Below are 21,035 nucleotides of genomic sequence, written 5' to 3'. Positions count from 1 at the left end.
AACCCGCACCCCGAACAAGGAGAAGTTTCGATGCGTCGTACCCTGATGATCGCCACGGCCACCGCACTGCTGGCCCTGACCACCACCGCCTCGGCCCGCGAAACCCGCGTCGAGCAGTCCCTGCGTGAGCTGGTCAGCTCGCAGGCCGCCAAGGATGCCGGCATCGATGGCAGCGTCCGCTTCTACCTGGCTGGCCAGTCGGTCAGCGTGCAGCAGCGCCTGGGCGAGGACGTGACCAACAAGAAGACCAACGCCGCCAACAAGAGCGACGAGGAAGCCTGCCGCTGGGTGGCCCTGTCGGCGCTGCGCGCGCTGCAGGACGGTGCCAAGTCGCGCGGCGCCAATGCCGTGGTCGACATTGTCAGCTACTACAAGAAGAACGAGTTCAAGAGCCCGAACAACTACGAATGCTACGCCGGCGCGATCCTGGCGGGCGTGGCGCTGAAGGGCACCTACGCCAAGGTGAAGTAAGCGCGGCCGATGGCGGGCCCAGCCTGAACGCCATCGCCACATTGCTGAACCCCATCGGGGAAACGCCGTCGATCACGCCGTCATCGTCGTGCGATGGCTTTCCCCGGTGTCGGCTTTCCGACACAATCATGGCTCTTCCCGGGTTATCGTCCCGCGGACATGCACGCCTACGTCTATAAAAGCCAACTCAAGCCGGACACCTACGTCTACCTCGCCCGTCGTGATGACTTCAGCGCGCTGCCTGCGGCGCTGGTCACCTCGCTGGGTGCGCTTTCGTTCGTCCTCGAAGTGACCCTGGATGCGCAGCGCCGGCTGGCCCAGGCCGACCCGGACAAGGTCCGCAGCGAGCTGGCCGAACGCGGCTTCTACCTGCAGGTGCCGCCCTCGGTGACCAGCATGATGCGGCGCCACTATGACTGAGCTGTCGCGCCCGCGCGCACTGTCGATCGCCTTCGCCCTCGGTGCCGTGTTGGCGCTGGGCTCGGTCGTGGGCGGGCTGCCGGGTGCCGTGCTTGCCGCACTGGCGCAGCCGGCGTTCGCGCTGGGCGTGTCGTGGTGGCGGCGCAGCCGCTCGCTGCTGCCACCGCAACTGATTGCGCGGCAGGACCTGCCGGCGCTGGCAGTGCTGTGGGCTGCTGCCCCGGCCGGCCTGGCGCTGCTGCTGGCATGGCCGTTGGCCGCGCTGCGCGACAGCGGCAGCCTGGCGGCCGTGCTCGGCCTGAGTGTGCTGGTCAGCGCCGGGCTGCTGGCCGCCTGGCGCACCTGGCCGCTGTGGAACGATGTCGAACGCCTTGATGGCAGCCTCGCCCAGCATTGGCAGGCCCTGGCCGGGCGTGACCTGACCGCCTGGCGCGGCCTGCTGGTGGCGGTGATCGTGATCGCCCTGGCCGCGCTGATCGTGCTGCCGGCCTGGCCCGGCCTGTTGCCGGAAGGCGCCGGTTGGCCCGCCGCGCTGGCCACGCTGCTGCTGTCGCCGGCCCTGCACCTCCTGCTGCAGCGGGTGGCACCGGCGCCGATGGTCAGCCTGCGCAGCAGCGCCCAGGACCTGCCGAGCGGCGATGCCGAGGCCCTGTTCAATGCCGCCGCCGAAAGCACGCCGCTGGAAGCGATGGCGCCGCAGGAACTGACCCCGGCGCTGTACGAGGCGGCTCGCCACGGCCGCATCGACCGCGCGCTGCAGCTGCTGCAGGCCGGTGCCGATCCGTACGCATTGCCGGACCCGCACTGGCGCGACCAGCGCAGCCTGGCCGTGCTCGCTGCCGTGTTGCCCGACCTGCGCCTGCTGCGCGAGCTGATCGGCCGCGGCGTCGATGTGAATGCCCCGCACCGTGGCATGACCCCGCTGCTGGCCGCGACCCGCGACAGCTGGCATGGCCGCCCCGAAGCGGTGATGACCCTGCTGGCCAACGGCGCCGATTCGCGCGCGGTGGACAGCGATGGCAACACCCCGCTGCACCACGCTGCGCGCAGTTCCGACCCGGGCGTGGCCGCACTGCTGCGCGATGCCGCCGCCGAAGTGGATGCGCTCAACACCGAAGGCTGGTCGCCGCTGGCCGTGGCCTGCCAGGTCGGCAACTGGCGCCTGGCCCGCTTCCTGCTCGAGCGCGGTGCGCGCAGCGAGCCCAGCGATGGCACGCCGGTGCTGCTGGCCGCCGCCGCCACCGAGGACGACGATCCGGCCGGCGTGCAGCTGCTGCTCAAGCACAAGGCCCGCGCCGACGCGCGCGACCGCCAGCGCCGCAGCGCGCTGCACGAAGCTGCCCTGGCCGGCCATGTCGAGATCATCGGCGTGCTGCTGGGGGCGGGGGCGAACCTGGAAGCGCGCGATGCGCTGGGCCGCACGCCGTGGCTGGAAGCCGCCCGCGCCGGCCGCGCCGCCGCCATCGAACACCTGCTGCCGCACAAGCCCGACCTGGTCGCTGTCGATGGCGAAGGCCGCAATGCCGTGCTGCTGGCCGCGATGGCCGAGGATGTCTCGCCGCTGCTGGTCAAGCGCCTGGTCGACCTGGGCATCGCCGCCGATGCCAGCGATCCGCTCGGCCGCCGCGCCGTGGACTACGCCGCCGAGGCCGGCCGCTGGGCGATCGTGGCCCTGCTGGACCCGTCCTACCCGCTGCCGGCGGCGGTCAGCGATGGCCTGGCCGAACGCGGTGAAGCCGCCAGTGCCAGCGGCCTGCTGCCCGACCGCCCGCCGCTGACCCTGCTGCGCGAAGCGCTGGGCTTCGGCAATACCGAAGGCATGGCCGCGCTGGCCAAGCTGTGCCAGCCCGAAGAACTGGGCGGGCTGCTGCTCGACCCGGAGCTGGCACTGGAACCGCGCGCGGTCGACTGGCTGCTGGGACACGGCGCCGACCCGTACGTGCGCGACGCCTGTGCCGATACCCCCATGTTCGCCCTGCTGTCGCGCGGCATCGACGCGGTGCCGGCGCTGCAGGTGATGCTGCAGCGTGGCCTGTCGCCGGCCGGCCGCGGTGGCCTGGCCCGCTTCCTCGCTGCCTGCGCGCAGCACGACCAGGCCGCGCGCGGCCTGGAGCAGCTGGCGCTGGAACTGCTCGAACGCGGTGCCGATCCGTTCGCCGCTTCGCCGGCCGGTGATCCGCCGCTGTCACTGGCGGTGCGGCTGGGCTGGCTGCGCCTGCAGCAGGCCCTGCTCAATGCCGGTGTCGACCGCGAAGCCCGCGACAGCCACGGCATGACCGCCCTGCACCTGGCGACCGCGCTGGCCCGCGAAGGCGCCCTGAAGCTGCTGGTGCAGCACGGCGCTTCGCCGGAAGCGCGTGCTGCCGATGGCCAGACGCCGCTGGGCGTGGCGCTGTCGATCGGCCGCCGCGACCTCGCCGACTGGCTGGATTGGCGGGTGTGGCCGCTGCCGCGCCGCACCCTGCGCGACAGCGACCTGCCGGCTGCGGCCATGGTTGGTGACGTCGATGCCGTGCGCCGCTTGAACGATCTGGGCTTTGCCATCGACGCCGTCGATGCGCAGGGTTGCACCGCACTGCTGCGCGCCGCCGGCGGTGGCCACCTGGCGGTGGTCGACCTGCTGCTGGCGCGTGGCGCCGATCCGCAGCATGGCGCGGCCAGTGGCGCGACCCCGCTGTCGGCGGCGGTCAGCATGCGCCAGGTGGATATCGTCTCGGCCCTGCTCGATGCCGGTGCCCAGCTGGAACACCGCCTGCCGGGCGGGGTGACCGTGCTGATGCTGGCGTCCGCGCTGGGCCTGCCGGACATCGTTGCGCGCCTGCTCACCGCCGGTGCCGACGTGCATGCCGGCGATGCCCAGCAGTTGGGCCCGCTGCACTGCGCGGCGCTGTACGGCTTCAGCGCCCGCGACCGTTCGCGCCTGCTGGCCCTGCTGGATACGCTGCTGCTGGCCGGCGCCGAGCCGGACCAGGCCGCGGCCGGTTCGGTTACCCCGCTGCTGCTGCTGCTTGGCGCACGCGCCGAGCCGGGCACCGCCTGCGACGAACAGGTGGTGATGGCTGCGGTGGAGCGCCTGCTGGATGAGGACGTGAGCCTGGACGTGCGTGACCCGCGCGGCTTCGGCCCGCTGCACCTGGCCGCCCTGCACGGCCTGCCGCTGCTGGTACAGCGCCTGCTGCGCGCCGGTGCCGATCCGGAAGTGCGCGACAGCCTCAACCGCAGCCCGCGCGAGATCGCAGTGATGCGCGGCTTCATCGACGTGGCCGGCGAATTCGAACCGCGCGTGCCCGGCGTATCCTCGATGGCCCGGTTCCTGCGCGACAACGGCTGATCCCTGTAAAAGGGTAGTGCCGGCCGCTGGCCGGCAACTTCATGAAACCTCCGGGATCTCGAGATTGCCGGCCAGCGGCCGGCACTACCGGGTCCGCCATCGACCGGGTGGGTGCCGACCGTTGGTCGGCATGAGATTCTGGGTGGGTGCCGACCGTTGGTCGGCACGCCTATTTCTCGTCGCTTTCCGCGTCGGCCTCGAACAGGTGCATCAGGTCATTGCGCGCATCGCGCGAGGTCTGGATCACCGCGGCCTCATCGTCGTAGACCAGGTACTGGTCACGCAGCAGCTGCTCGTCATGCTCGCGGAACCGCTGCACATGGCGCTGCGCCACGTCCGCCGCCACGCCCAGCGCGGTCAGCACGCGCCCGCTCATTTCCAGGCTGGTGCCGAACACCTCGCGGAACGGTTCGGCTGACATGTCCATCAGGCGCCAGGCATGCTGGCGGTTGCGCGCACGCGCCAGCACCTTCGCATCCGGGTACAGGCGGCGCACCATCCGCACCGCACGCAGGTTGGTTTCCGGGTCGTCCACGGTGATCACGAACACATCGATGTGCTCGCCCCCCGCCGCGCGCAGCATCTCCGGCCGCGTCGGGTCGCCGTAGTACAGCTGGTTGCCGAAGCGGCGCAGGTCGGCCACGGTGTCCGGGTTTGCTTCCAGCGCCACGAAGGGCACCTTCTGCGCGGTCAGCAGGCGCGCGATCACCTGGCCGAAGCGGCCCATGCCGGCGATCAGCACCTTGGGCTGGTTGTCCGGCGCGACCTTGTCGGCCGGCGCGGCGTCGCGCGGCGCAGGCTTTTCCCGGCCCAGCAGCTTCAGCAGCACCAGCATCAGCAGCGGCGTGATCGCCATCGACAGGCCAACGATGGCCACCAGCCGGTCATGGTTGGCATCGCCCAGCAGGTGCGCACGCTGGGCCTCGTTGAACACCACGAAGGCGAACTCGCCACCCAGCCAGAGCACGCTGCCCAGCAGCAGTGACTGCCGCGAATCCAGCCTGGCGATGCGGCCGATGGCGTACAGCAGGCTGAACTTCACCACCAGCAGCACGGCCACGCCGGTGGCGATCAGCCATGGCTCGGCGGTGATGCGGTCCAGGTCGATGCCCATGCCCACGGCAATGAAGAACAGGCCCAGCAGCAGGCCCTTGAACGGCTCGATCTGCGCTTCCAGTTCATGGCGGAATTCCGAGTCGGACAGCAGCACGCCCGCCAGGAATGCGCCCAGGCTGGGGCTGAGGCCGGCTTCCTGCATGAACCAGGCGGTGCCCAGCACCACCAGCAGCGCGGTGGCGGTGAACACCTCGGGGCTGCGGGTGCGGGCGATGATGCCGAATACCTTGCGCAGCACCGGGCGCCCGCACAGGATCACCACCGCCAGCGCACCCAGTGCCACGGCCGCGTCTTCCCAGCGCAGGGTCTGGTTCTTGGCCCCGCCCAGCAGCGGAATGGCGGCCAGCAACGGGATGGCGATCAGGTCCTGGAACAGCAGGATGGCAAAGCCTAGGCGGCCATGGTCGCTGTTGATCGCCTTGTGTTCGGACAGCAGCTGCAGGCCCACCGCGGTGGAGGACAGGGCCAGTGCGATGCCGACCACCAGCGCGCTCTTCCACTGGAAGTGGTCGAGCAGCAGCAGGCCACCCAGCAGCAGGCCGGACAGCGCCACCTGCGCCGCACCGGCACCGAACACCGAGCGCCGCATCACCTTCAGGCGCGCCGGCGACAGCTCCAGGCCGATGACGAACAGCAGCATCACCACGCCGATCTCGGCGGCGCCGAGGATGCGGTCGGCATCCTGCACGAAACCCAGCCCGTCCGGGCCCAGCACCACGCCGGCGGCGAGGTAACCCAGCACCGCACCGAAGCCGAACTTCTTGAACACCGGCACCGCGATCACCGCGGCCAGCAGCAGCACCAGCGCCAGTTCCAGACCACCGCTATGCATGGGAATACCTGGTCATCGCGGGGGCCCGGGGTGCGTTCGTTCGGCTGGGGGACTGCGGCCATGCAGGCCGCCCCTTCATTATGCGCGCCGGCCCGTGCACGAACGACAACGGGGTCGCAACGTGGCGGCGGCCAGTGGCCCGGCCAGGGTTGACCGGGCGTGCCGGCAGGTCCAGACTGCCTGCCGCTGTCGGCCCACCCCTGTGGGGCGTGTCCGCCAGTACACCCATCCGGAGTCCCCAACCCATGTCCAGCGACAGTAGAAGTCGACCTCGTTCGACGCCAGCGATGGCCACCGCCTGACATCGGGACGGTTTGCCTGCGTTGGCGTTGCGCGAGGTCGCACCCCACAAGGCAAACCCATGAACCAGAAGCAACTGCTGCGCCCGGTGGCCGATGCCGCCGCACTGGCGGCACCCCTGGCCAACTACAACACCGCCGATGCGGTGGAGTTCCTCAACACGCTCGACCTGCAGCGCGCCGCCGAAACGCTGGCTGCGCTGTCGCTGCCGCGCGCGGTGAAGATGCTCGAAGCGCCGGAACTGCACCGCAGTGGCGAGCTGGTGGCCGCACTGCCGCCGGCCCGCGCCGCCGCACTGCTGGGCCTGATGGCCGACGACCGTGCCACCGACATCGTCCACGAGCTGGACGAAGAGGAGCGTGCGCGGCTGATCCCGCTGCTGGGCAGCGACGCCCGCCAGGCCATCCAGACGCTGCTGAGCTACCCGCCCAACACCGCCGGCGCGTTGATGACCACCGAGTTCGTCGCCGTGCCCGCCACCTGGACCGTCGCCCAGACCCTGCAGCACATCCGCCAGGTCGAGCGCACCCGCGAGACCGTGTACGCCATCTACGTGCTCGACCCGGCCAGCCAGCAGCTGCAGCAGGTGGTGACCATGCGCCGGCTGATCACCGGCCTGCCGGAGGAGTCGATCCTCGACGTGGCCCAGGTCAACCCGCCGGTCACCGTCGATGCGCTGCTGGACCAGGAAGAAGTGGCGCGGCTGATCCGCCGCCACGACCTGCTGGCCATTCCGGTGGTGGACGCGCAGCAGCACTTGCTGGGCATCGTCACCGTCGATGACGTGCTCGATGCGCTCATCGAGGAATCGACCGAGGACGCGCACAAGTTCGGCGGCATGGAAGCGCTGGACAAGCCCTACATGCAGATCGGCTTCTTCGAGATGCTGCGCAAGCGCGCCGGCTGGCTGAGCGTGCTGTTCCTCGGCGAAATGCTCACTGCCAGCGCGATGCAGCACTACGAGGACGAACTGGCACGCGCGGTGGTGCTGACCCTGTTCATTCCGCTCATCATGAGCTCGGGCGGCAACTCCGGTTCGCAGGCCACCTCGCTGCTGATCCGCAGCCTGGCCCTGCGCGAGCTGCGCCTGGGCGACTGGTGGAAGGTGGCGCTGCGCGAAGTGCCCACCGGCATGGTGCTGGGCGCCATCCTCGGCTGCCTGGCCATCGTGCGCATCGTCATCTGGCAGCTGGGCGGCCTGCACGACTACGGCGAGCACTGGATCCTGCTGGCCATCACCATCGGCGCGGCGCTGGTGGGCATCGTCACCTTCGGTTCGCTGTCCGGCTCGATGCTGCCCTTCATCCTCAAGCGCCTGGGCTTCGACCCGGCCAGCGCCTCGGCCCCGTTCGTGGCCACCCTGGTGGACGTGACCGGCCTGGTGATCTATTTCAGCATCGCCGCGATGATCCTGCACGGCACCCTGTTGTAACAGGGACGTCATCCACGCATGGCGTGGATCTACTGGAGCGGGACGTCATCCACGCATGGCGTGGATCTACTGGATCGCTGCGTCATCCACGCCGGGTGACGCTGCGATGTTGCGCTGGATCATGCGCCGGGCGCGCCGGTGCGTGTACCGTAGGCGCATGAGTACCTACCACCTGCAGTCCGTGTTCCGTCCGCAGTCGGTCGCGGTGATCGGCGGCAGTCCGCGCGAGCGCTCCGCCGGCCGTGCGGTGATGCGCAACCTGCGTGGCACCGGCTTTCCCGGCAAGGTGGCGTGGATCAACCCGCGCCACGCCGAGATCGATGGCATCCGCACGGTCAAGCGGCTGAAGGATCTCGATTGGGTGCCCGACCTGGTGGTCATCACCGCGCCGGCGGCAATCGTGCCGCAGGTGGTGCGTACCGCCGCCGAGCGCGGCGTGCAGGCGGCCATCATCCTCACCGCGCACCTCGGCGAGGGCCCGGGCTCGCTGTCCGAACAGGTGGAAACGGTGGCGCGCAAGCACGGCCTGCGCATTCTCGGCCCGCACTGCCTGGGCGTCATCGCGCCGCATGCGCGGCTCAACGCCAGCATCGCCGCGCACTTCCCGCAGGCCGGTGACCTCGCCCTGATCTCCGAATCCTCGGCCATTGCCGCCGCGCTGGTGGAGTGGGGCGTGGCCCGCTCGGTCGGCTTTTCCGCCGTCGTCTCGCTGGGCGACACGATGGACGTCGACTTCGGCGACCTGCTCGACTACTTCGCCACCGACTACCGCACCCGCGCCATCCTGCTCTACGTCGAACACATCAAGGACGCGCGCAAGTTCATGTCGGCCGCGCGTGCCGCCGCCCGTGCCAAGCCCGTGGTGGTGGTGAAATCCGGCCGCGCCGAGCGCGTGCAGCCGGGCAGCGCCGATACCCACGTGCAGGCGCTGGCGCGCGCCGATGATGTCTACGGCGCAGCCTTCAACCGCGCCGGCCTGCTGCGCGTGAGCGCACTGGACGAGTTGTTCACCGCCGCCGAAACCCTGGGCCGCCTCGGGACATTCCCCGGCCGCCGCCTGGCCGTGCTCAGCAATGGCGGTGGCGTTGGCCGCCTGGCGGTGGACCAGCTGATCGCGCTGCGCGGCACCCTGGCGCAGCTGTCCGACAGCACGGTGGAAACGCTGGACAAGGTGCTGCCGCAGGGCTGGTCGCGCAGCAATCCGGTCGACATCGTGGTCGACGCCGACGGCGATCGCTACGCGGCCGCCATCGAAGCCCTGCTGGCCGACAACGAGAACGATGCGGTGATGGTGGTCAACGTGCCCACCGCGTTCACCTCGTCCGCCGATGCCGCGCAGGCGCTGACCCGTACCCTCGGCCTGCGCCCGCGCCACCACCGCGACAAGCCGGTGTTCGCCGTCTGGCTGGGCAACGATGACCAGGCCACGGCCACGCTCAACGCGGCGCGCGTGCCGACCTATCCCACAGAAGCCGAAGCCGTGCGCGGCTTCCAGCACCTGGTGCGTTACCGCGAAGCGCAGAACGCGCTGATGGAAACGCCGCCCAGCCTGCCGCAGGATTTCAGCGTGGACACCGCGCGTGCGCGTGCGCTGGTCGAGGCCGCGCTCAGCAACGGCCAGCAATGGCTGGATCCGCTGGCCACCCACGATCTGCTCAAGGCCTACGGCATTCCCTCCGCGCCGGTGATGCATGCGCGCGATGCGCACGAGGCGATGGACCTGGCGCAGCCGCTGCTGGAGCGCGGTGCCACGGTCGCGCTGAAGATCCTCTCGCCGGACATTCCGCATAAATCCGAAGTGGACGGCGTGCGCCTGAACCTGGCGACGCTGCCGGCGGTGCAGGCTGCGGCCACGGCCATCCTCGAACGCGCGCGCCAGCTGCGCCCGGAAGCACGCATCGACGGCCTGCTGGTGCAGCCGACGATCGTCCGCCCGAAGGCGCGCGAGATCATCGTCGGCATCGCCGATGACGCCACGTTCGGCCCGGTCATCGTGGTCGGCCGCGGTGGCACCGCGGTGGAAGTGATCAACGACAAGGCACTGGCGCTGCCGCCGCTGGACCTGCGCCTGGCCCATGAACTGATCGGCCAGACCCGCGCCTCGCGCATCCTCAAGGCCTATGGCGATGTGCCGGCTGCCGACGAGCGCGCGCTGGCGCTGGCACTGGTGAAGCTGGCGCAGCTGGCCGCCGACATTCCCGAAGTGCGCACGCTGGACATCAACCCGCTGCTGGTGGACGCCAAGGGCATCCTCGCCCTCGATGCGCGCGTGGCCATCGCGCCCTCGCGCATCCTGCACAAGGGCCGTGGCCATCCACGTTTCTCGGTGTTCCCGTACCCGAAGGAGTGGGAGCGCACCATCGAGCTGTCCGACGGTGGCCGTGCCTTCGTGCGCCCGGTGCGGCCGGAGGACGATGCGCTGTTCCGCGCGTTCTTCGCCCGCGTCAGCGACGAGGACCTGCGCCTGCGCTTCTTCCAGTCAGTGAAGCACTTCAGCCACGAGTTCATCGCGCGCCTGACCCAGCTCGACTACGCGCGCTCGATCGCGCTGGTGGCCATCGACCCGCGCAACGGTGACATGCTGGGCGCCGTACGCCTGCATGCCGACGCGGACTACCACCGCGGCGAGTACGGCATCCTGATCCGCTCGGACCTGAAGGGTCACGGTATCGGCTGGCGCCTGATGGCGATCATGATCGAGTACGCGAAGTGGCTGGGGCTGGACGTGGTGGAAGGCCAGGTGCTGCGCGAGAACAGCACCATGCTGGCGATGTGCCAGAGCCTGGGCTTCAAGACCAGGCTGGATCCGGATGACCCGACGGTGATGATGGTGACCCTGCCGGTGCAGCAGGTCGACGTCGCTGCGCCCCCGCCGGTGGCGTGACCGTCACCGCATCGGTAGCGCCGGGCCATGCCCGGCGGAACGTCGGATTCAACGCAGCGGTTCCACCACCACCGCCGTGCCATAGCACAGCACCTCGGTCAGCCCGGTCATCACGTCGGTGGCGTCGTAGCGCATGCCGATGATGGCGTTGGCGCCCAGCTGCCGCGCGTGCTTGACCATGTCGCGGTAGGTTTCCTCGCGGGCCTGCTCGCACAGTTCGGTGTAGATGGTGATGTTGCCGCCGAAGAGTGTCTGGATCCCGCCAAGGAAATTGCCGACGATCGAGCGCGAACGCACGGTGATGCCGCGCACCACGCCCAGGCTGCGGGCCACGCGGTAGCCCGGCAGCTCGAAGGCGGTGGTGACCAGGGAATCCTCGAAGCGCAGGGCCGGAGGGGAGGGGATGCCACTTTTGTAGGGGTCTGCCATGGTCGCGTCCGTGTCGGTGTCTTCGGTAGAGTCGAGCCATGCTCGACTGGCTGTGCTCGACTCTACAGCCCAACGGCCCGTTGCGGCATGGCCGTGCCCGCCCCGCCGCGCGACAATACCCCCATGACCGATCGCATCCCCCTGCTGCTGCTCCCCGGCCTGCTCAACGACGCCGAGCTGTGGCGCGCACAGCTGGCCGACCTGGCCGACATCGCCGATTGCACCGTGGGCGACCAGACCCGTGGCGAGACGCTGCAGGCGGTGGCCGAGGACGTACTGGCGCAGGCACCCGAGCGCTTCGCCCTGGCGGGTTTCTCGCTGGGGGGCTTCGTCGCCCAGCAGATCCTGCGCATCGCGCCCGAGCGCGTGCTGCAGCTGGCGCTGGTCGATACCTCGATCCATGCCGATTCGCCCGAACGTGCCGAACAGCGCCGCAGCCAGCGCGCCAGCGTGCGCCTGCCCGGCAAGTTCCATGGCTTTGGTGATGCGCTGATGCGCAGCTACATCGATGCGTCGCGGCTGGACGACTACGTGCTGGTACAGCGCGTGCGCGACATGACCGCGCGGCTGGGGGCCGAAGTGTTCCTGCGCCAGAGCGGGCTGGAACGGCGCGACGGCCATGACGTGCTGGCCGCGTACCGCGACCCGCTGCTGATCGTCTGCGGTGCCAACGATCGCATCACGCCGTTGGCGGTGAGCGAGGAAATGCACGCGCTGGTGCCGCACTCGCAGCTGGTGGTGGTGCCCGACTGCGGGCATCTGGCACCGATGGAAAAGCCGGACGACGTGAGTGCGGCGATGCGCGGCTGGTTGTTGCAGGGCTGATGGATCCGCCGGGCATGACCCGGCGGACGTTTCCCACGGTGGCGCCGGGCGATGCCCGGCGGCGTCCGATCAATCCCAGGCCGGGGCGATGCCTTCCGGGTTGGCGAGGCGCTGACCGCGGTCGAGCTTGGCGATCTGCGCCATGTCTTCGTCGGTCAGGTGGATCGCGGCCGCTTCCAGGTTGCCGGCCAGGTTGTCGCGCTTGGTCGACGACGGGATGACCGCAAAGCCCTGCTGCAGCGCCCAGGCCAGTGCAACCTGGGCCGGGGTGGCCTGGTGGCGGCCGGCAATGGCCTGGATCACCGGATCCTTCAGCACTTCGCCGTAGGCCAGGCTCATGTAGGCGGTGATGGCGATGCCGTTGTCCTGCAGGAACTTCACCAGCAGGCGGTTCTGCAGGTACGGGTGGATCTCGATCTGGTTGGTGGCGATGGCACCGGCGCCGAGGATCTCGATCGCCTTGCGGGTCTGGGCGATGGTGAAGTTGGAGATGCCGATCTCGCGGGTCAGGCCCTGCGCCTTGGCCTCGGCCAGCGCCGGCAGGTATTCCTCCATCGGCACGTCCACCTTGTCATTCGGCGAGGGCCAGTGGATCAGGGCCAGGTCGACGTGGTCGGTGCGCAGCTTTTCCAGGCTGGTACGCAGGCTGGCGAGCAGCGCATCGCGCTTGAACTCGGTGATCCACACCTTGGTGGTCAGGTAGATCTCGTCGCGCGGCACGCCGGACTCGGCGATGGCCTGGCCGACCTCGGCTTCATTGCCGTAGATCTGCGCGGTGTCGATGGCGCGGTAGCCGACGTCCAGCGCGTTGCGCACCGAATCGATGACGGTCTGGTCTTTGAGGCGAAAGGTACCAAGACCAAAGGCGGGGACAGTCATGGAAAGCTCCAACGGGGGGAAAAGGAGTGAACGGGAAGGGTAGGGCAGGGACCGTATGCATGCCGGCAACGGTGCATTGCACGGCCGCTCAATGTGCCGCCACGGTGATGCCATCGGCACGGTGGTCAACGCCATCGCGGCGGTCCAGGCGGCCGCTGAGCACGGTCAGCGCATAGGCCAGCACCACCACCAGCGCACCCAGCCACGGGGTATGCATCAGGCCGATGTGCTCCACCACCAGGCCACCCAGCGAGGCACCCAGGGCGATGCCGATGTTGAACGCGGCGATGTTCAGGCCCGAGGCCACGTCGGTGGCCTGCGGCGCATAGCGCTGCGCCTGCTTGACCACATACACCTGCAGGCCGGGCACGTTGCCGAACGCCACCGCGCCCAGGGCCAGCACGGTCAGCAGCATCAGCCAGGTGTTGTAGGCGGTGAAGGTGAGCACGAACAGCACGATGGCCAGCAGCGCGAAGATGCGCTTGAGCGCCGGCACCGGGCCCAGGCGATCGGCCAGGCGGCCACCCCACAGGTTGCCGATCGCCACCGACACGCCGTACACCAGCAGCACCAGGCTGACCGCGTTGGCCGAGAAACCGGTGACGTCCTGCAGGATCGGCGCCAGATAGGTGAAGGCCAGGAACGTACCGCCATAGCCCAGCGCGGTCATCGCATAGACCAGCAGCAGGCGCGGCTGCGCCAGCACGCCCAGCTGCTGGCGGAAGCTGGCCGGCGCGCTCTGCGGCACGTTGCGCGGCACGAACAGCAGCGCACCCAGCAGGGCCACCACGCCCAGCCCGGCCACGGCCAGGAAGGTCGCGCGCCAGCCCAGGTGCTGGCCAATGAAGGTGCCCAGCGGCACGCCGGTCACCAGGGCCACGGTCAGGCCGGTGAACATGATGGCGATCGCACTGGCCGCTTTCTCCTTTGGCACCACCGCGGTGGCGATGATCGAGCCGATGGAGAAGAACACGCCGTGCGCCAGGCCGGTGAGGATGCGGGCGACGATCAGCGAGGTGTAGCCCGGCGCCATCCAGGCGATGACGTTGCCCAGGGTGAACATCAGCATCAGCGCCACCAGCAGCTGCTTGCGCGGCACGCGGCCGGTCAGCGCGGTCAGCACCGGCGCGCCGATGGCCACGCCCAGCGCGTACAGCGAGACCAGCAGGCCGGCCGAGGGCAGGCTGACGTGGAGGTCGGCGGCAATGGTGGGGATCAGGCCGACGATGACGAACTCGGTGGTGCCGATGGCGAACGCGCCGAGGGTCAGCGCCAGCAGGGCGAGGGGAATGCCACGGGTCATGGCAGGCTCCGAAGGGAAGGAAGGCGCGCAGTGTGCGCGGCGCACCTTTGCCGAAAAACCGGTCTTCACGCCAATCACTCTTGCCTGCTGGTCAATAATGGCGGCATGAAGACCACCCTCGACGAAATGCAGGCCTTCCTGGCCGTCATCGACAGCGGCTCGATCAGCGCCGCCGCCGAACAGCTGGGACAGACCCCCTCCGGCGTCAGCCGCGCGCTGGGCCGGCTGGAGGAAAAGCTGGGCACCACCCTGCTGACCCGCACCACGCGCCGCCTGCACCTGACCGCCGAGGGCGAGGCCTACCTGCGCCACGCGCGGGCGATCATCGATGCGGTGGAATCGGCCGAAGAACAGATGGCCGCCCGCCGCGAGCGCCCGGCCGGACGGCTGCGCGTGGATGCGGCCATGCCCTTCGTGCTGCACGTGATCGCGCCGCTGGTGGCCAGCTATCGCGCGCGCTACCCGGAGGTGCAGCTGGAATTGAACAGCTCCGAGCGCTACATCGACCTGCTGGAACGGCGCACCGACCTGGCCATCCGCATCGGCCCGCTGGCCGACTCGACCCTGCATGCGCGCGCGCTGGGACGCTGCCGGCTGCAGCTGGTGGCCAGCCCGGCCTATCTTGCCGCGCACGGCGAACCGTCCAGCGTGGCCGCATTGGGCCAGCACACGCTGCTCGGTTTCAACGAACCGGAATCATTGAACCGCTGGCCGCTGCCGGGCGATGCCGACGGGCAGCTGCTGGTGCGTCCTGATATCGCCGTATCCAGCGGCGAAACCCTGCGCCGGCTGGCGGTGGAAGGCGTAGGCATCACCTGCCTGTCAGACTTCGTGACCGACCGCGATCGCGCCGCCGGCACGCTGGTGCCGGTGCTGGCCGCGCAGACGCTGGATGTCTACCAGCCGATCCACGCGGTGTATTACCGCAACACCGCGGTGTCGGCGCGCATCAGTTCGTTCCTGGATCACCTGGGCGAAGTGATGGCGCAGGGTGACTACCTGCGCTGATCCTGCCATCGCCCGACCAACGGTCGGGCGCTACCGGTGGGGCTGATGGATGTGGACCGGCTCCCTCGGTGGGTGCGGACCGTTGGTCCGCACTGATCCTGCCGTCGCCCGACCAACGGTCGGGCGCTACCGGTGGGGCTGATGGATGTGGACCGGCTCCCTCGGTGGGTGCGGACCGTTGGTCCGCACTGATCCTGCCGTCGCCCGACCAACGGTCGGGCGCTACCGGTGGGGCTGATGGGTGTGGGCCGGCCCCCTCGGTGGGTGCGGACCGTTGGTCCGCACTGATCCTGCCGTCGCCCGACCAACGGTCGGGCGCTACCGGTGGGGCTGATGGGTGTGGACCGGCTCCCTCGGTGGGTGCGGACCGTTGGTCCGCACTGATCCTGCCGTCGCCCGACCAACGGTCGGGCGCTACCCATTCAACACCGCCACGCCACGCGTGCCACCGCACCGGTGCGGCACCGTCATGCCGCGCGCGCGAAGCCGCCCTGCGTCGTCGCCGCACTCGACAGATCAAATACATCCACCGCTTCAATCAAGCGATCCGCCTGCTGCTCCAGGCTGCGCGCGGCCGCACTGGCTTCTTCCACCAGCGCCGCGTTCTGCTGGGTGGTGCCATCCATCTGGATGACGGTCTGGCTGACCTGCTCGATGCCCGCGCTCTGTTCCTGTGACGCTGCGGAAATCTCGGCCATGATGTCGGTCACGCGCTGCACCGACGCCACGATCTCGGCCATCGTGTCCCCCGCCTGGCGTACGCGCTGGGCGCCGTGGCCGACCTGTTCCACCGAGGCTTCGATCAAGGTCTTGATCTCCTTGGCGGCCGCCGCCGACCGCTGCGCCAGGGTGCGCACCTCGCTGGCCACCACCGCGAAGCCACGGCCCTGTTCGCCGGCACGCGCCGCTTCCACGGCTGCGTTCAATGCCAGGATGTTGGTCTGGAACGCGATGCCATCGATGACGCTGATGATCGCCGCGATCTGCCGCGAGGACGTCTCGATCGCGCCCATGGTCGCCACCACCTGGCCGACCACTTCACCGCCCTGCGAGGCCACGCCATGCGCGCCGATCGCGAGCTGGTTGGCCTGGCGCGCGTGCTCGGCATTCTGGCGCACGGTGGAGGTCAGTTCCTCCATCGACGCAGCCGTTTCTTCCAGGTTGGCCGCCTGCTGTTCGGTGCGGCGCGACAGATCGTTGTTGCCAGCAGCAATCTCGGCGGCAGCCGAATGGATGTTGCCCGAGGTGTGCTTGATGTCGGTAACAATGGTCGCCAGCTGCGCTGCGGTGGTGTTGGCATCGCTGGCGATGCGCGCGAACACGCCCTGGAAATCGCCGTGCATGCGTGCGCCCAGGCGGCCATCGGCAATCGCCCGCAGCATCGCCGATACCTCGCCCAGGTTCTGTTCGGTTCCCTGCATCAGCTGGTTCAGGCCATCGACCATCGCGCGGAAGTCATGCTCGAAACGTGCGGTGTCGCCGCGCTGGCTGAAATCGCCGGCCGCCGCAGCACCGGCCAGGCGGCGGATCTCGCCGTTGATCGCGCCGAGATTGTGCTTGACCGCATCCAGCGCCTCGGTGATCACCGCCTTCTCGCCCGGCAGGCGTTCCATGTCCTGGCTGAGGTCGCCCACCGCATAGCGGCCCATGACCGCGATCGCGCGCATCTTCACCTGGATGTGTGCGTCGACCAGCGCGTTGGTGTCGGCCACCATGCGCCCGTACGCGCCGGGGAACGCGGCGGCCTGCATGCGGTGGCTGATGGTGCCGGCGTCGTGTGCCTGCGCCATCGCCGCCTGTGCGGCAAGCACGTCGCGCAGGGTGCCCTGCACGGCCTGCATGGCCTGCGCCAGGCGGCCGATCTCATCGCGGCTGTGCACCTGCACCACATGGTCCAGGTCACCGGCGGCCACCGCGCGCGCGGCGGCTTCCACCGCCAGCACCGGTTGCACCACTGCACGCCGCAGCCACCAGCCCAGGCCGGCCAGCAACAGCACTGCTGCGGTGATGGTCAGCACCGCGCACACCACCAGCGTGCGCCGCGCCTGCTGCGAACGCGCGGCCACCGCGGCTTCGGCCACCTGCGAGGCGTGCGTGCCCAGCGCATCCAGCGCCGCCGCCACCGGACGATCCTTGCCGCGTACCAGCGTGTCACCGGCGGCAGGGTCGTAGCCGGCTTCGGCAAAGGCCTGCAGGGCAGCGTGGTAGTCCTTCTGCAGCTGCGCGTGCAGGGCGCTGAAGGCCTTCGCCATGTCGCGGGTGCGCGCATCGGGGCTGGTGGCCAGGCCGCTGGCCAAAGTCTCCACACGCTTGCCTTCGTCATCGAAGGCCTGCAGGTGGCGCTGGCGCAGCGCCTCGTCGTGGCCGCGCAGCAGCACGTTCTTCCATTCCTGCACCTGCCCGCGAAACTCACGCTGCAGGTGCTCGGCAGCGCGGCTGTGGGCGACCTCCGCGGGCACTTCGGTGGACAGCTTCAGCCACGCCGATGCCAGGCCCGCGAGGGCGCACAGCAGGACGATGGCCAGGCCGACGGATACAGCACCAAGCAGCTTCGACTGCAGCCGCGGCGCACGGGAGGAGGCGTTCATGGGGCGGACTCACGGAAGGGGGGCGATGCGGTATCGACCGCGCTTGAGTCCTCTGAAGTGCGAAGCCGATCACATTACCGTTGCGTTTAGAGAGGTGAAGAAAATGTTTCATAGGACAGATGTGTCCATATGGAACGAAAGCGGACCCTCGACAGCGGGTTTAAATGTAACTATCGTAGTTACATGAAATCCGCCAACCCGCTCTCCGACGCGCTGCATGTGATGGCCCACCTGGTCGGCCAGGAAGGCCCGCGCACGTCCGAACAACTGGCTGCCTGCCTGCCGACCCATCCGGTGGTCATCCGCCGCCTGCTGGCACAGATGCACAAGGCCGGCCTGGTGCGCAGCACGCGCGGCCATGGCGGTGGCAGCCAGCTGGCGCGCGAGGCGGCGCAGATCAGCCTGCATGACATCTACCTGGCCGTCGGCGCGCCGCCACTGGTGCAGGTCGGCAACCGCGACAACGGCGGTGGCTGCCCCATCCAGCAGCTGGTCAACCAGGCCCTGCAGGACGGCGCGCGCAAGGCCCAGCGCCTGCTCGAAGCGCGCCTGCAGGCCAGCACCCTGGACCAGCTGGGCGCCGATTTCGCCCGCCACCTTGCCCATCACCGTTCCCTGGAAGGTCACCATGAATCCTGATGTCCTCATCGTCGGCGGCAGCTATGCCGGCATCGCCGCCGGCCTGATCCTGGCCCGTGCGCGCCGCCCGGTCACCATCATCGACAGCGGCCTGCCGCGCAATCGTGCCGCCAGCCATTCGCACGGCGTGCTGGGGCAGGACGGCATCAGCGGCGCCGAGCTGCTGAAGAACGCGCGCCAGCAGCTGCTCGACTACCCCACCGTGCGCTGGCTGCAGGGCGAGGTGGTGCACGCGCAGGCCAACGCCGACGGCGTGGACGTGCGCACTGCCGATGGCCAGGTGCTGGCCGCCCGCAAGCTGCTGCTGGCCACCGGCATTGCTGACCAGTTGCCCGATCTGCCGGGCCTGGCCGAACGCTGGGGCAGCACCGTGCTGCATTGCCCGTACTGCCATGGCTATGAAGTCGGCGGCGGTGCCATTGGCCTGCTTGGCGGTCACCCGATGTCGGCCGCGAAGGCGCCGCTGTTCGCCGAGTGGGGCAATGTCACCTTCTTCAGTCAGGGCCTGCCCATCAGCGATGAAGAGCAGGCCGCCATGCAGCAGCGCGGCGTGCAGGTTGAAACCCTCCCGGTGGTGGGCGTGCAGGGCGAGCAGCCGACCTGGCTGGAAGTGGAACTGGCCGACGGCCGCCGCATCGCCCAGCGCGCCCTGTTCGTGCCGGCGATGCAGCAGATGGCCACGCCGCTGGTGCAGCAGCTCGGCTGCACCCTGGTGGAAAGCCCGATGGGCGTGCTGGTGGAGGTCGACATGATGAAGCAGACCTCGGTGCCGAACGTGTATGCCGCCGGTGATGCGACCACGGTCGGCAACATCACCCTGGCAATGGCCGAAGGCGTGCGTGCAGGCATCGGCGTGCACCACGCGCTGGTGGCCGAGGACAGCGTGCCGCGCTGAATGGCGCGGGCACGGCGCGTTGTTGCAGTAGATCCACGCCATGCGTGGATGCAGCCATCAGCCCTTCACGCACAGCACCTGGCGCAGCGTGTGCACCACCTCCACCAGGTCGCGCTGCGCGGCCATCACATCATCGATCGACTTGTACGCCGCCGGTGATTCATCCAGCACGCCGCTGTCCTTGCGGCATTCCACGTGCGCGGTGGCCTCGCGGTGCTGCGCCAGGGTGATCTGCTGCCGCGCCGCGCCACGGCTCATCACCCGGCCGGCGCCGTGGCTGCAGCTGTGGAAGCTGTCGGTGCTGCCCTTGCCGCGCACGATGTAGCTGCGCGTGCCCATGCTGCCGGGAATGATGCCCAGCTCGCCTGCGCGCGCGCTGACCGCACCCTTGCGCGTCACCAGCAGTTCCTGCCCTGCATGCGTTTCCTTCTGCACGTAGTTGTGGTGGCAGTTCACCGCCATCGCGGCCAGCTTGAACTTCGGCAGGCGCTGGCGCATCTCGGCCAGCACCCGCGCCATCATCGCCTCGCGGTTCTGCCGTGCGTAGTCCTGCGCCCATGACACCGCCTGCACGTAATCATCAAACAGCGGCTCGCCCTCCATGAAGAACGCCAGGTCCTTGTCCGGCAGATGGAAGCCGAGCACGCGGCGTTCCAGTTCGCGCCGCGCCTGTTCGATGAAGTAGGTCCCGATCAGGTTGCCGGTGCCGCGCGAACCGCTGTGCAGCATCACCCACACCGCATCGGTCTCGTCCAGGCACAGTTCGATGAAGTGGTTGCCGCCGCCCAGCGTGCCCAGCTGGCAGTCCAGCTTGTCGGTGCGGATCCGCCGGTGCTTTTCCTTGATCTGCTCCAGGCCCGCGGCCAGGCCGGACTGCACCAGCCGCGTGCCGATGCTGTCAGGCAGCCGCTGGTGCTCCCCGCTGCGGCCGTTGCCCACCGGCACGCTGCGCTCGATGCCGCTGCGCAGCTGGCGCAGGTCATCGGGCAGGTCGTTGGCACGCAGCGTGGTTCGCACCGCGGCCATGCCACAGCCGATGTCCACGCCCACGGCCGCGGGAATGATCGCGCCCCGCGTGGGGATCACCGAGCCGACGGTCGCGCCCTTGCCCAGGTGCACGTCGGGCATGACCGCCACCCAGGGCCCGACGAACGGGATCGCTGCGATGTTGCGCAGCTGCGCGTGGGCTTCGGCCTCCAGCGGAACGCCGTCCACCCAGCCCTTGATCGGCGTACTGCCTTCGGCATGCAGCCATTGATAGTTGTGTTGAATGTCCATCTCGTAGTGAATGTCCTGCACGGGCGGGCACCACGGCACGGCCGTGGGCGTCTGCCCGTGGTTGCAGCGCGGACGCTGCGGAAGTGAAGGTGCAGGCACCCGGCCTCGACGACACGTCGTGGGGTAGGGCGCTGCTGGAGTGTGCAGATCGGTCCGCCTGTGCCAGGCGCGTGCCATGGCACGGCAGGCGTGTCCGGATCAGTGTGCGGCGGCGTGCCGCGCGGAGTGCAGAGCTGGCATCGCGGGTCCTTGTATCGACGCAGATGAAAACGCCCCCGGAAGTGCAGTCCGAGGGCGTCGTCAGTCCTCGGAGATCGGGGTGGCCGATCTCCGCAGGGCGGGCATCAGGCCGTTGTCAGCAGGCTTTCCTCGCCCGGCGCACGCTTCGCCACGTCCATGCGCAGG

At 69.5% G+C, this 21,035-nt stretch carries 15 protein-coding genes; 9 read left to right on the top strand and 6 right to left on the bottom strand.

What is annotated here, in order from left to right:
* Positions 1-30: 30 nt before the first annotated feature.
* The 3 genes from C1927_RS20490 (at position 31) to C1927_RS20480 (ending at position 4,222) form a co-directional block, all read left to right on the top strand.
* Positions 31-471, top strand: a complete 441-nt coding sequence (locus tag C1927_RS20490) for an excinuclease ATPase subunit (RefSeq protein ID WP_079224214.1) — start codon at positions 31-33, stop codon at positions 469-471.
* Between the two features lie 159 nt (positions 472-630).
* On the top strand, positions 631-891 hold the full coding sequence (locus C1927_RS20485; protein ID WP_079224213.1) for a YcgL domain-containing protein: 261 nt from the start codon (positions 631-633) through the stop codon (positions 889-891).
* Positions 884-4,222 (top strand): ankyrin repeat domain-containing protein, encoded by a 3,339-nt coding sequence (locus tag C1927_RS20480; protein WP_108747663.1) that lies wholly within the window; start codon positions 884-886, stop codon positions 4,220-4,222. The genes C1927_RS20485 and C1927_RS20480 overlap by 8 nt, the downstream gene beginning before the upstream one ends.
* 169 nt (positions 4,223-4,391) lie before the next feature.
* Here C1927_RS20480 and C1927_RS20475 read toward each other — a convergent pair whose 3' ends face one another.
* A complete protein-coding gene (locus tag C1927_RS20475; protein ID WP_079224209.1) occupies positions 4,392-6,170 on the bottom strand; it encodes a monovalent cation:proton antiporter-2 (CPA2) family protein in 1,779 nt (592 codons plus the stop codon).
* A gap of 361 nt (positions 6,171-6,531) precedes the next feature.
* Between C1927_RS20475 and mgtE the strand changes: the two genes are divergently transcribed.
* On the top strand, positions 6,532-7,902 hold the full coding sequence (gene mgtE, locus C1927_RS20470; protein ID WP_079224207.1) for a magnesium transporter: 1,371 nt from the start codon (positions 6,532-6,534) through the stop codon (positions 7,900-7,902).
* Between the two features lie 157 nt (positions 7,903-8,059).
* Positions 8,060-10,786, top strand: a complete 2,727-nt coding sequence (locus C1927_RS20465) for a bifunctional acetate--CoA ligase family protein/GNAT family N-acetyltransferase (RefSeq protein WP_079224205.1) — start codon at positions 8,060-8,062, stop codon at positions 10,784-10,786.
* Positions 10,787-10,834: 48 nt separating this feature from the next.
* Here C1927_RS20465 and C1927_RS20460 read toward each other — a convergent pair whose 3' ends face one another.
* Entirely contained in the window at positions 10,835-11,215 is a 381-nt protein-coding gene (locus C1927_RS20460; protein ID WP_108747662.1) for a YbjQ family protein, read from the bottom strand.
* Positions 11,216-11,338: 123 nt separating this feature from the next.
* On the opposite strand from C1927_RS20460, the gene C1927_RS20455 reads away from it, so the two are divergent.
* On the top strand, positions 11,339-12,040 hold the full coding sequence (locus C1927_RS20455; RefSeq protein ID WP_079225429.1) for an alpha/beta hydrolase: 702 nt from the start codon (positions 11,339-11,341) through the stop codon (positions 12,038-12,040).
* 69 nt (positions 12,041-12,109) lie between these two features.
* Here C1927_RS20455 and dkgB read toward each other — a convergent pair whose 3' ends face one another.
* Both dkgB and C1927_RS20445 read right to left on the bottom strand, forming a co-directional pair.
* Positions 12,110-12,919, bottom strand: a complete 810-nt coding sequence (dkgB, locus tag C1927_RS20450) for a 2,5-didehydrogluconate reductase DkgB (RefSeq protein WP_108747661.1) — start codon at positions 12,917-12,919, stop codon at positions 12,110-12,112.
* 88 nt (positions 12,920-13,007) lie between these two features.
* On the bottom strand, positions 13,008-14,222 hold the full coding sequence (locus C1927_RS20445; protein WP_108747660.1) for an MFS transporter: 1,215 nt from the start codon (positions 14,220-14,222) through the stop codon (positions 13,008-13,010).
* A 105-nt stretch (positions 14,223-14,327) separates the two neighbouring features.
* On the opposite strand from C1927_RS20445, the gene C1927_RS20440 reads away from it, so the two are divergent.
* Positions 14,328-15,230: a LysR family transcriptional regulator gene (locus tag C1927_RS20440; protein ID WP_108747659.1), complete on the top strand. Its 903-nt coding sequence runs from the start codon at positions 14,328-14,330 to the stop codon at positions 15,228-15,230.
* Positions 15,231-15,697: 467 nt separating this feature from the next.
* On the opposite strand, the gene C1927_RS20435 is transcribed toward C1927_RS20440, so the two are convergent.
* Entirely contained in the window at positions 15,698-17,818 is a 2,121-nt protein-coding gene (locus C1927_RS20435) for a methyl-accepting chemotaxis protein (protein ID WP_079224197.1), read from the bottom strand.
* A 183-nt stretch (positions 17,819-18,001) separates the two neighbouring features.
* Here C1927_RS20435 and C1927_RS20430 point away from each other — a divergent pair, with 183 nt between their 5' ends.
* Both C1927_RS20430 and C1927_RS20425 read left to right on the top strand, forming a co-directional pair.
* Positions 18,002-18,457, top strand: coding sequence for an Rrf2 family transcriptional regulator (locus C1927_RS20430; RefSeq protein WP_108747658.1), 456 nt, complete (start codon positions 18,002-18,004; stop codon positions 18,455-18,457).
* On the top strand, positions 18,447-19,352 hold the full coding sequence (locus C1927_RS20425) for an NAD(P)/FAD-dependent oxidoreductase (protein WP_108747657.1): 906 nt from the start codon (positions 18,447-18,449) through the stop codon (positions 19,350-19,352). The genes C1927_RS20430 and C1927_RS20425 overlap by 11 nt, the downstream gene beginning before the upstream one ends.
* 57 nt (positions 19,353-19,409) lie before the next feature.
* Here C1927_RS20425 and C1927_RS20420 read toward each other — a convergent pair whose 3' ends face one another.
* The gene (locus C1927_RS20420; RefSeq protein WP_108747656.1) at positions 19,410-20,630 is read right to left on the bottom strand and encodes an RtcB family protein; all 1,221 of its coding nucleotides are present in this window, start codon (positions 20,628-20,630) and stop codon (positions 19,410-19,412) included.
* Between the last annotated feature and the right edge of the window lie 405 nt (positions 20,631-21,035).

This window comes from Stenotrophomonas sp. ZAC14D1_NAIMI4_1 (assembly GCF_003086775.1).
Lineage (GTDB): Bacteria > Pseudomonadota > Gammaproteobacteria > Xanthomonadales > Xanthomonadaceae > Stenotrophomonas.
This window is presented reverse-complemented; position numbering and strand designations above follow the sequence as displayed.

What these genes read in the sequence shown, in the direction of transcription:
- C1927_RS20455 (WP_079225429.1), top strand. Translation starts at nt 11,339, where the DNA reads ATGACCGATCGCATCCCCCTGCTGCTGCTCCCCGGCCTGCTCAACGAC.
- C1927_RS20420 (WP_108747656.1), bottom strand. Translation starts at nt 20,630, where the DNA reads ATGGACATTCAACACAACTATCAATGGCTGCATGCCGAAGGCAGTACG.
- C1927_RS20490 (WP_079224214.1), top strand. Translation starts at nt 31, where the DNA reads ATGCGTCGTACCCTGATGATCGCCACGGCCACCGCACTGCTGGCCCTG.
- C1927_RS20440 (WP_108747659.1), top strand. Translation starts at nt 14,328, where the DNA reads ATGAAGACCACCCTCGACGAAATGCAGGCCTTCCTGGCCGTCATCGAC.
- C1927_RS20445 (WP_108747660.1), bottom strand. Translation starts at nt 14,222, where the DNA reads ATGACCCGTGGCATTCCCCTCGCCCTGCTGGCGCTGACCCTCGGCGCG.
- mgtE (WP_079224207.1), top strand. Translation starts at nt 6,532, where the DNA reads ATGAACCAGAAGCAACTGCTGCGCCCGGTGGCCGATGCCGCCGCACTG.
- C1927_RS20465 (WP_079224205.1), top strand. Translation starts at nt 8,060, where the DNA reads ATGAGTACCTACCACCTGCAGTCCGTGTTCCGTCCGCAGTCGGTCGCG.
- C1927_RS20485 (WP_079224213.1), top strand. Translation starts at nt 631, where the DNA reads ATGCACGCCTACGTCTATAAAAGCCAACTCAAGCCGGACACCTACGTC.
- C1927_RS20460 (WP_108747662.1), bottom strand. Translation starts at nt 11,215, where the DNA reads ATGGCAGACCCCTACAAAAGTGGCATCCCCTCCCCTCCGGCCCTGCGC.
- C1927_RS20480 (WP_108747663.1), top strand. Translation starts at nt 884, where the DNA reads ATGACTGAGCTGTCGCGCCCGCGCGCACTGTCGATCGCCTTCGCCCTC.
- dkgB (WP_108747661.1), bottom strand. Translation starts at nt 12,919, where the DNA reads ATGACTGTCCCCGCCTTTGGTCTTGGTACCTTTCGCCTCAAAGACCAG.
- C1927_RS20475 (WP_079224209.1), bottom strand. Translation starts at nt 6,170, where the DNA reads ATGCATAGCGGTGGTCTGGAACTGGCGCTGGTGCTGCTGCTGGCCGCG.
- C1927_RS20425 (WP_108747657.1), top strand. Translation starts at nt 18,447, where the DNA reads ATGAATCCTGATGTCCTCATCGTCGGCGGCAGCTATGCCGGCATCGCC.
- C1927_RS20430 (WP_108747658.1), top strand. Translation starts at nt 18,002, where the DNA reads ATGAAATCCGCCAACCCGCTCTCCGACGCGCTGCATGTGATGGCCCAC.
- C1927_RS20435 (WP_079224197.1), bottom strand. Translation starts at nt 17,818, where the DNA reads ATGAACGCCTCCTCCCGTGCGCCGCGGCTGCAGTCGAAGCTGCTTGGT.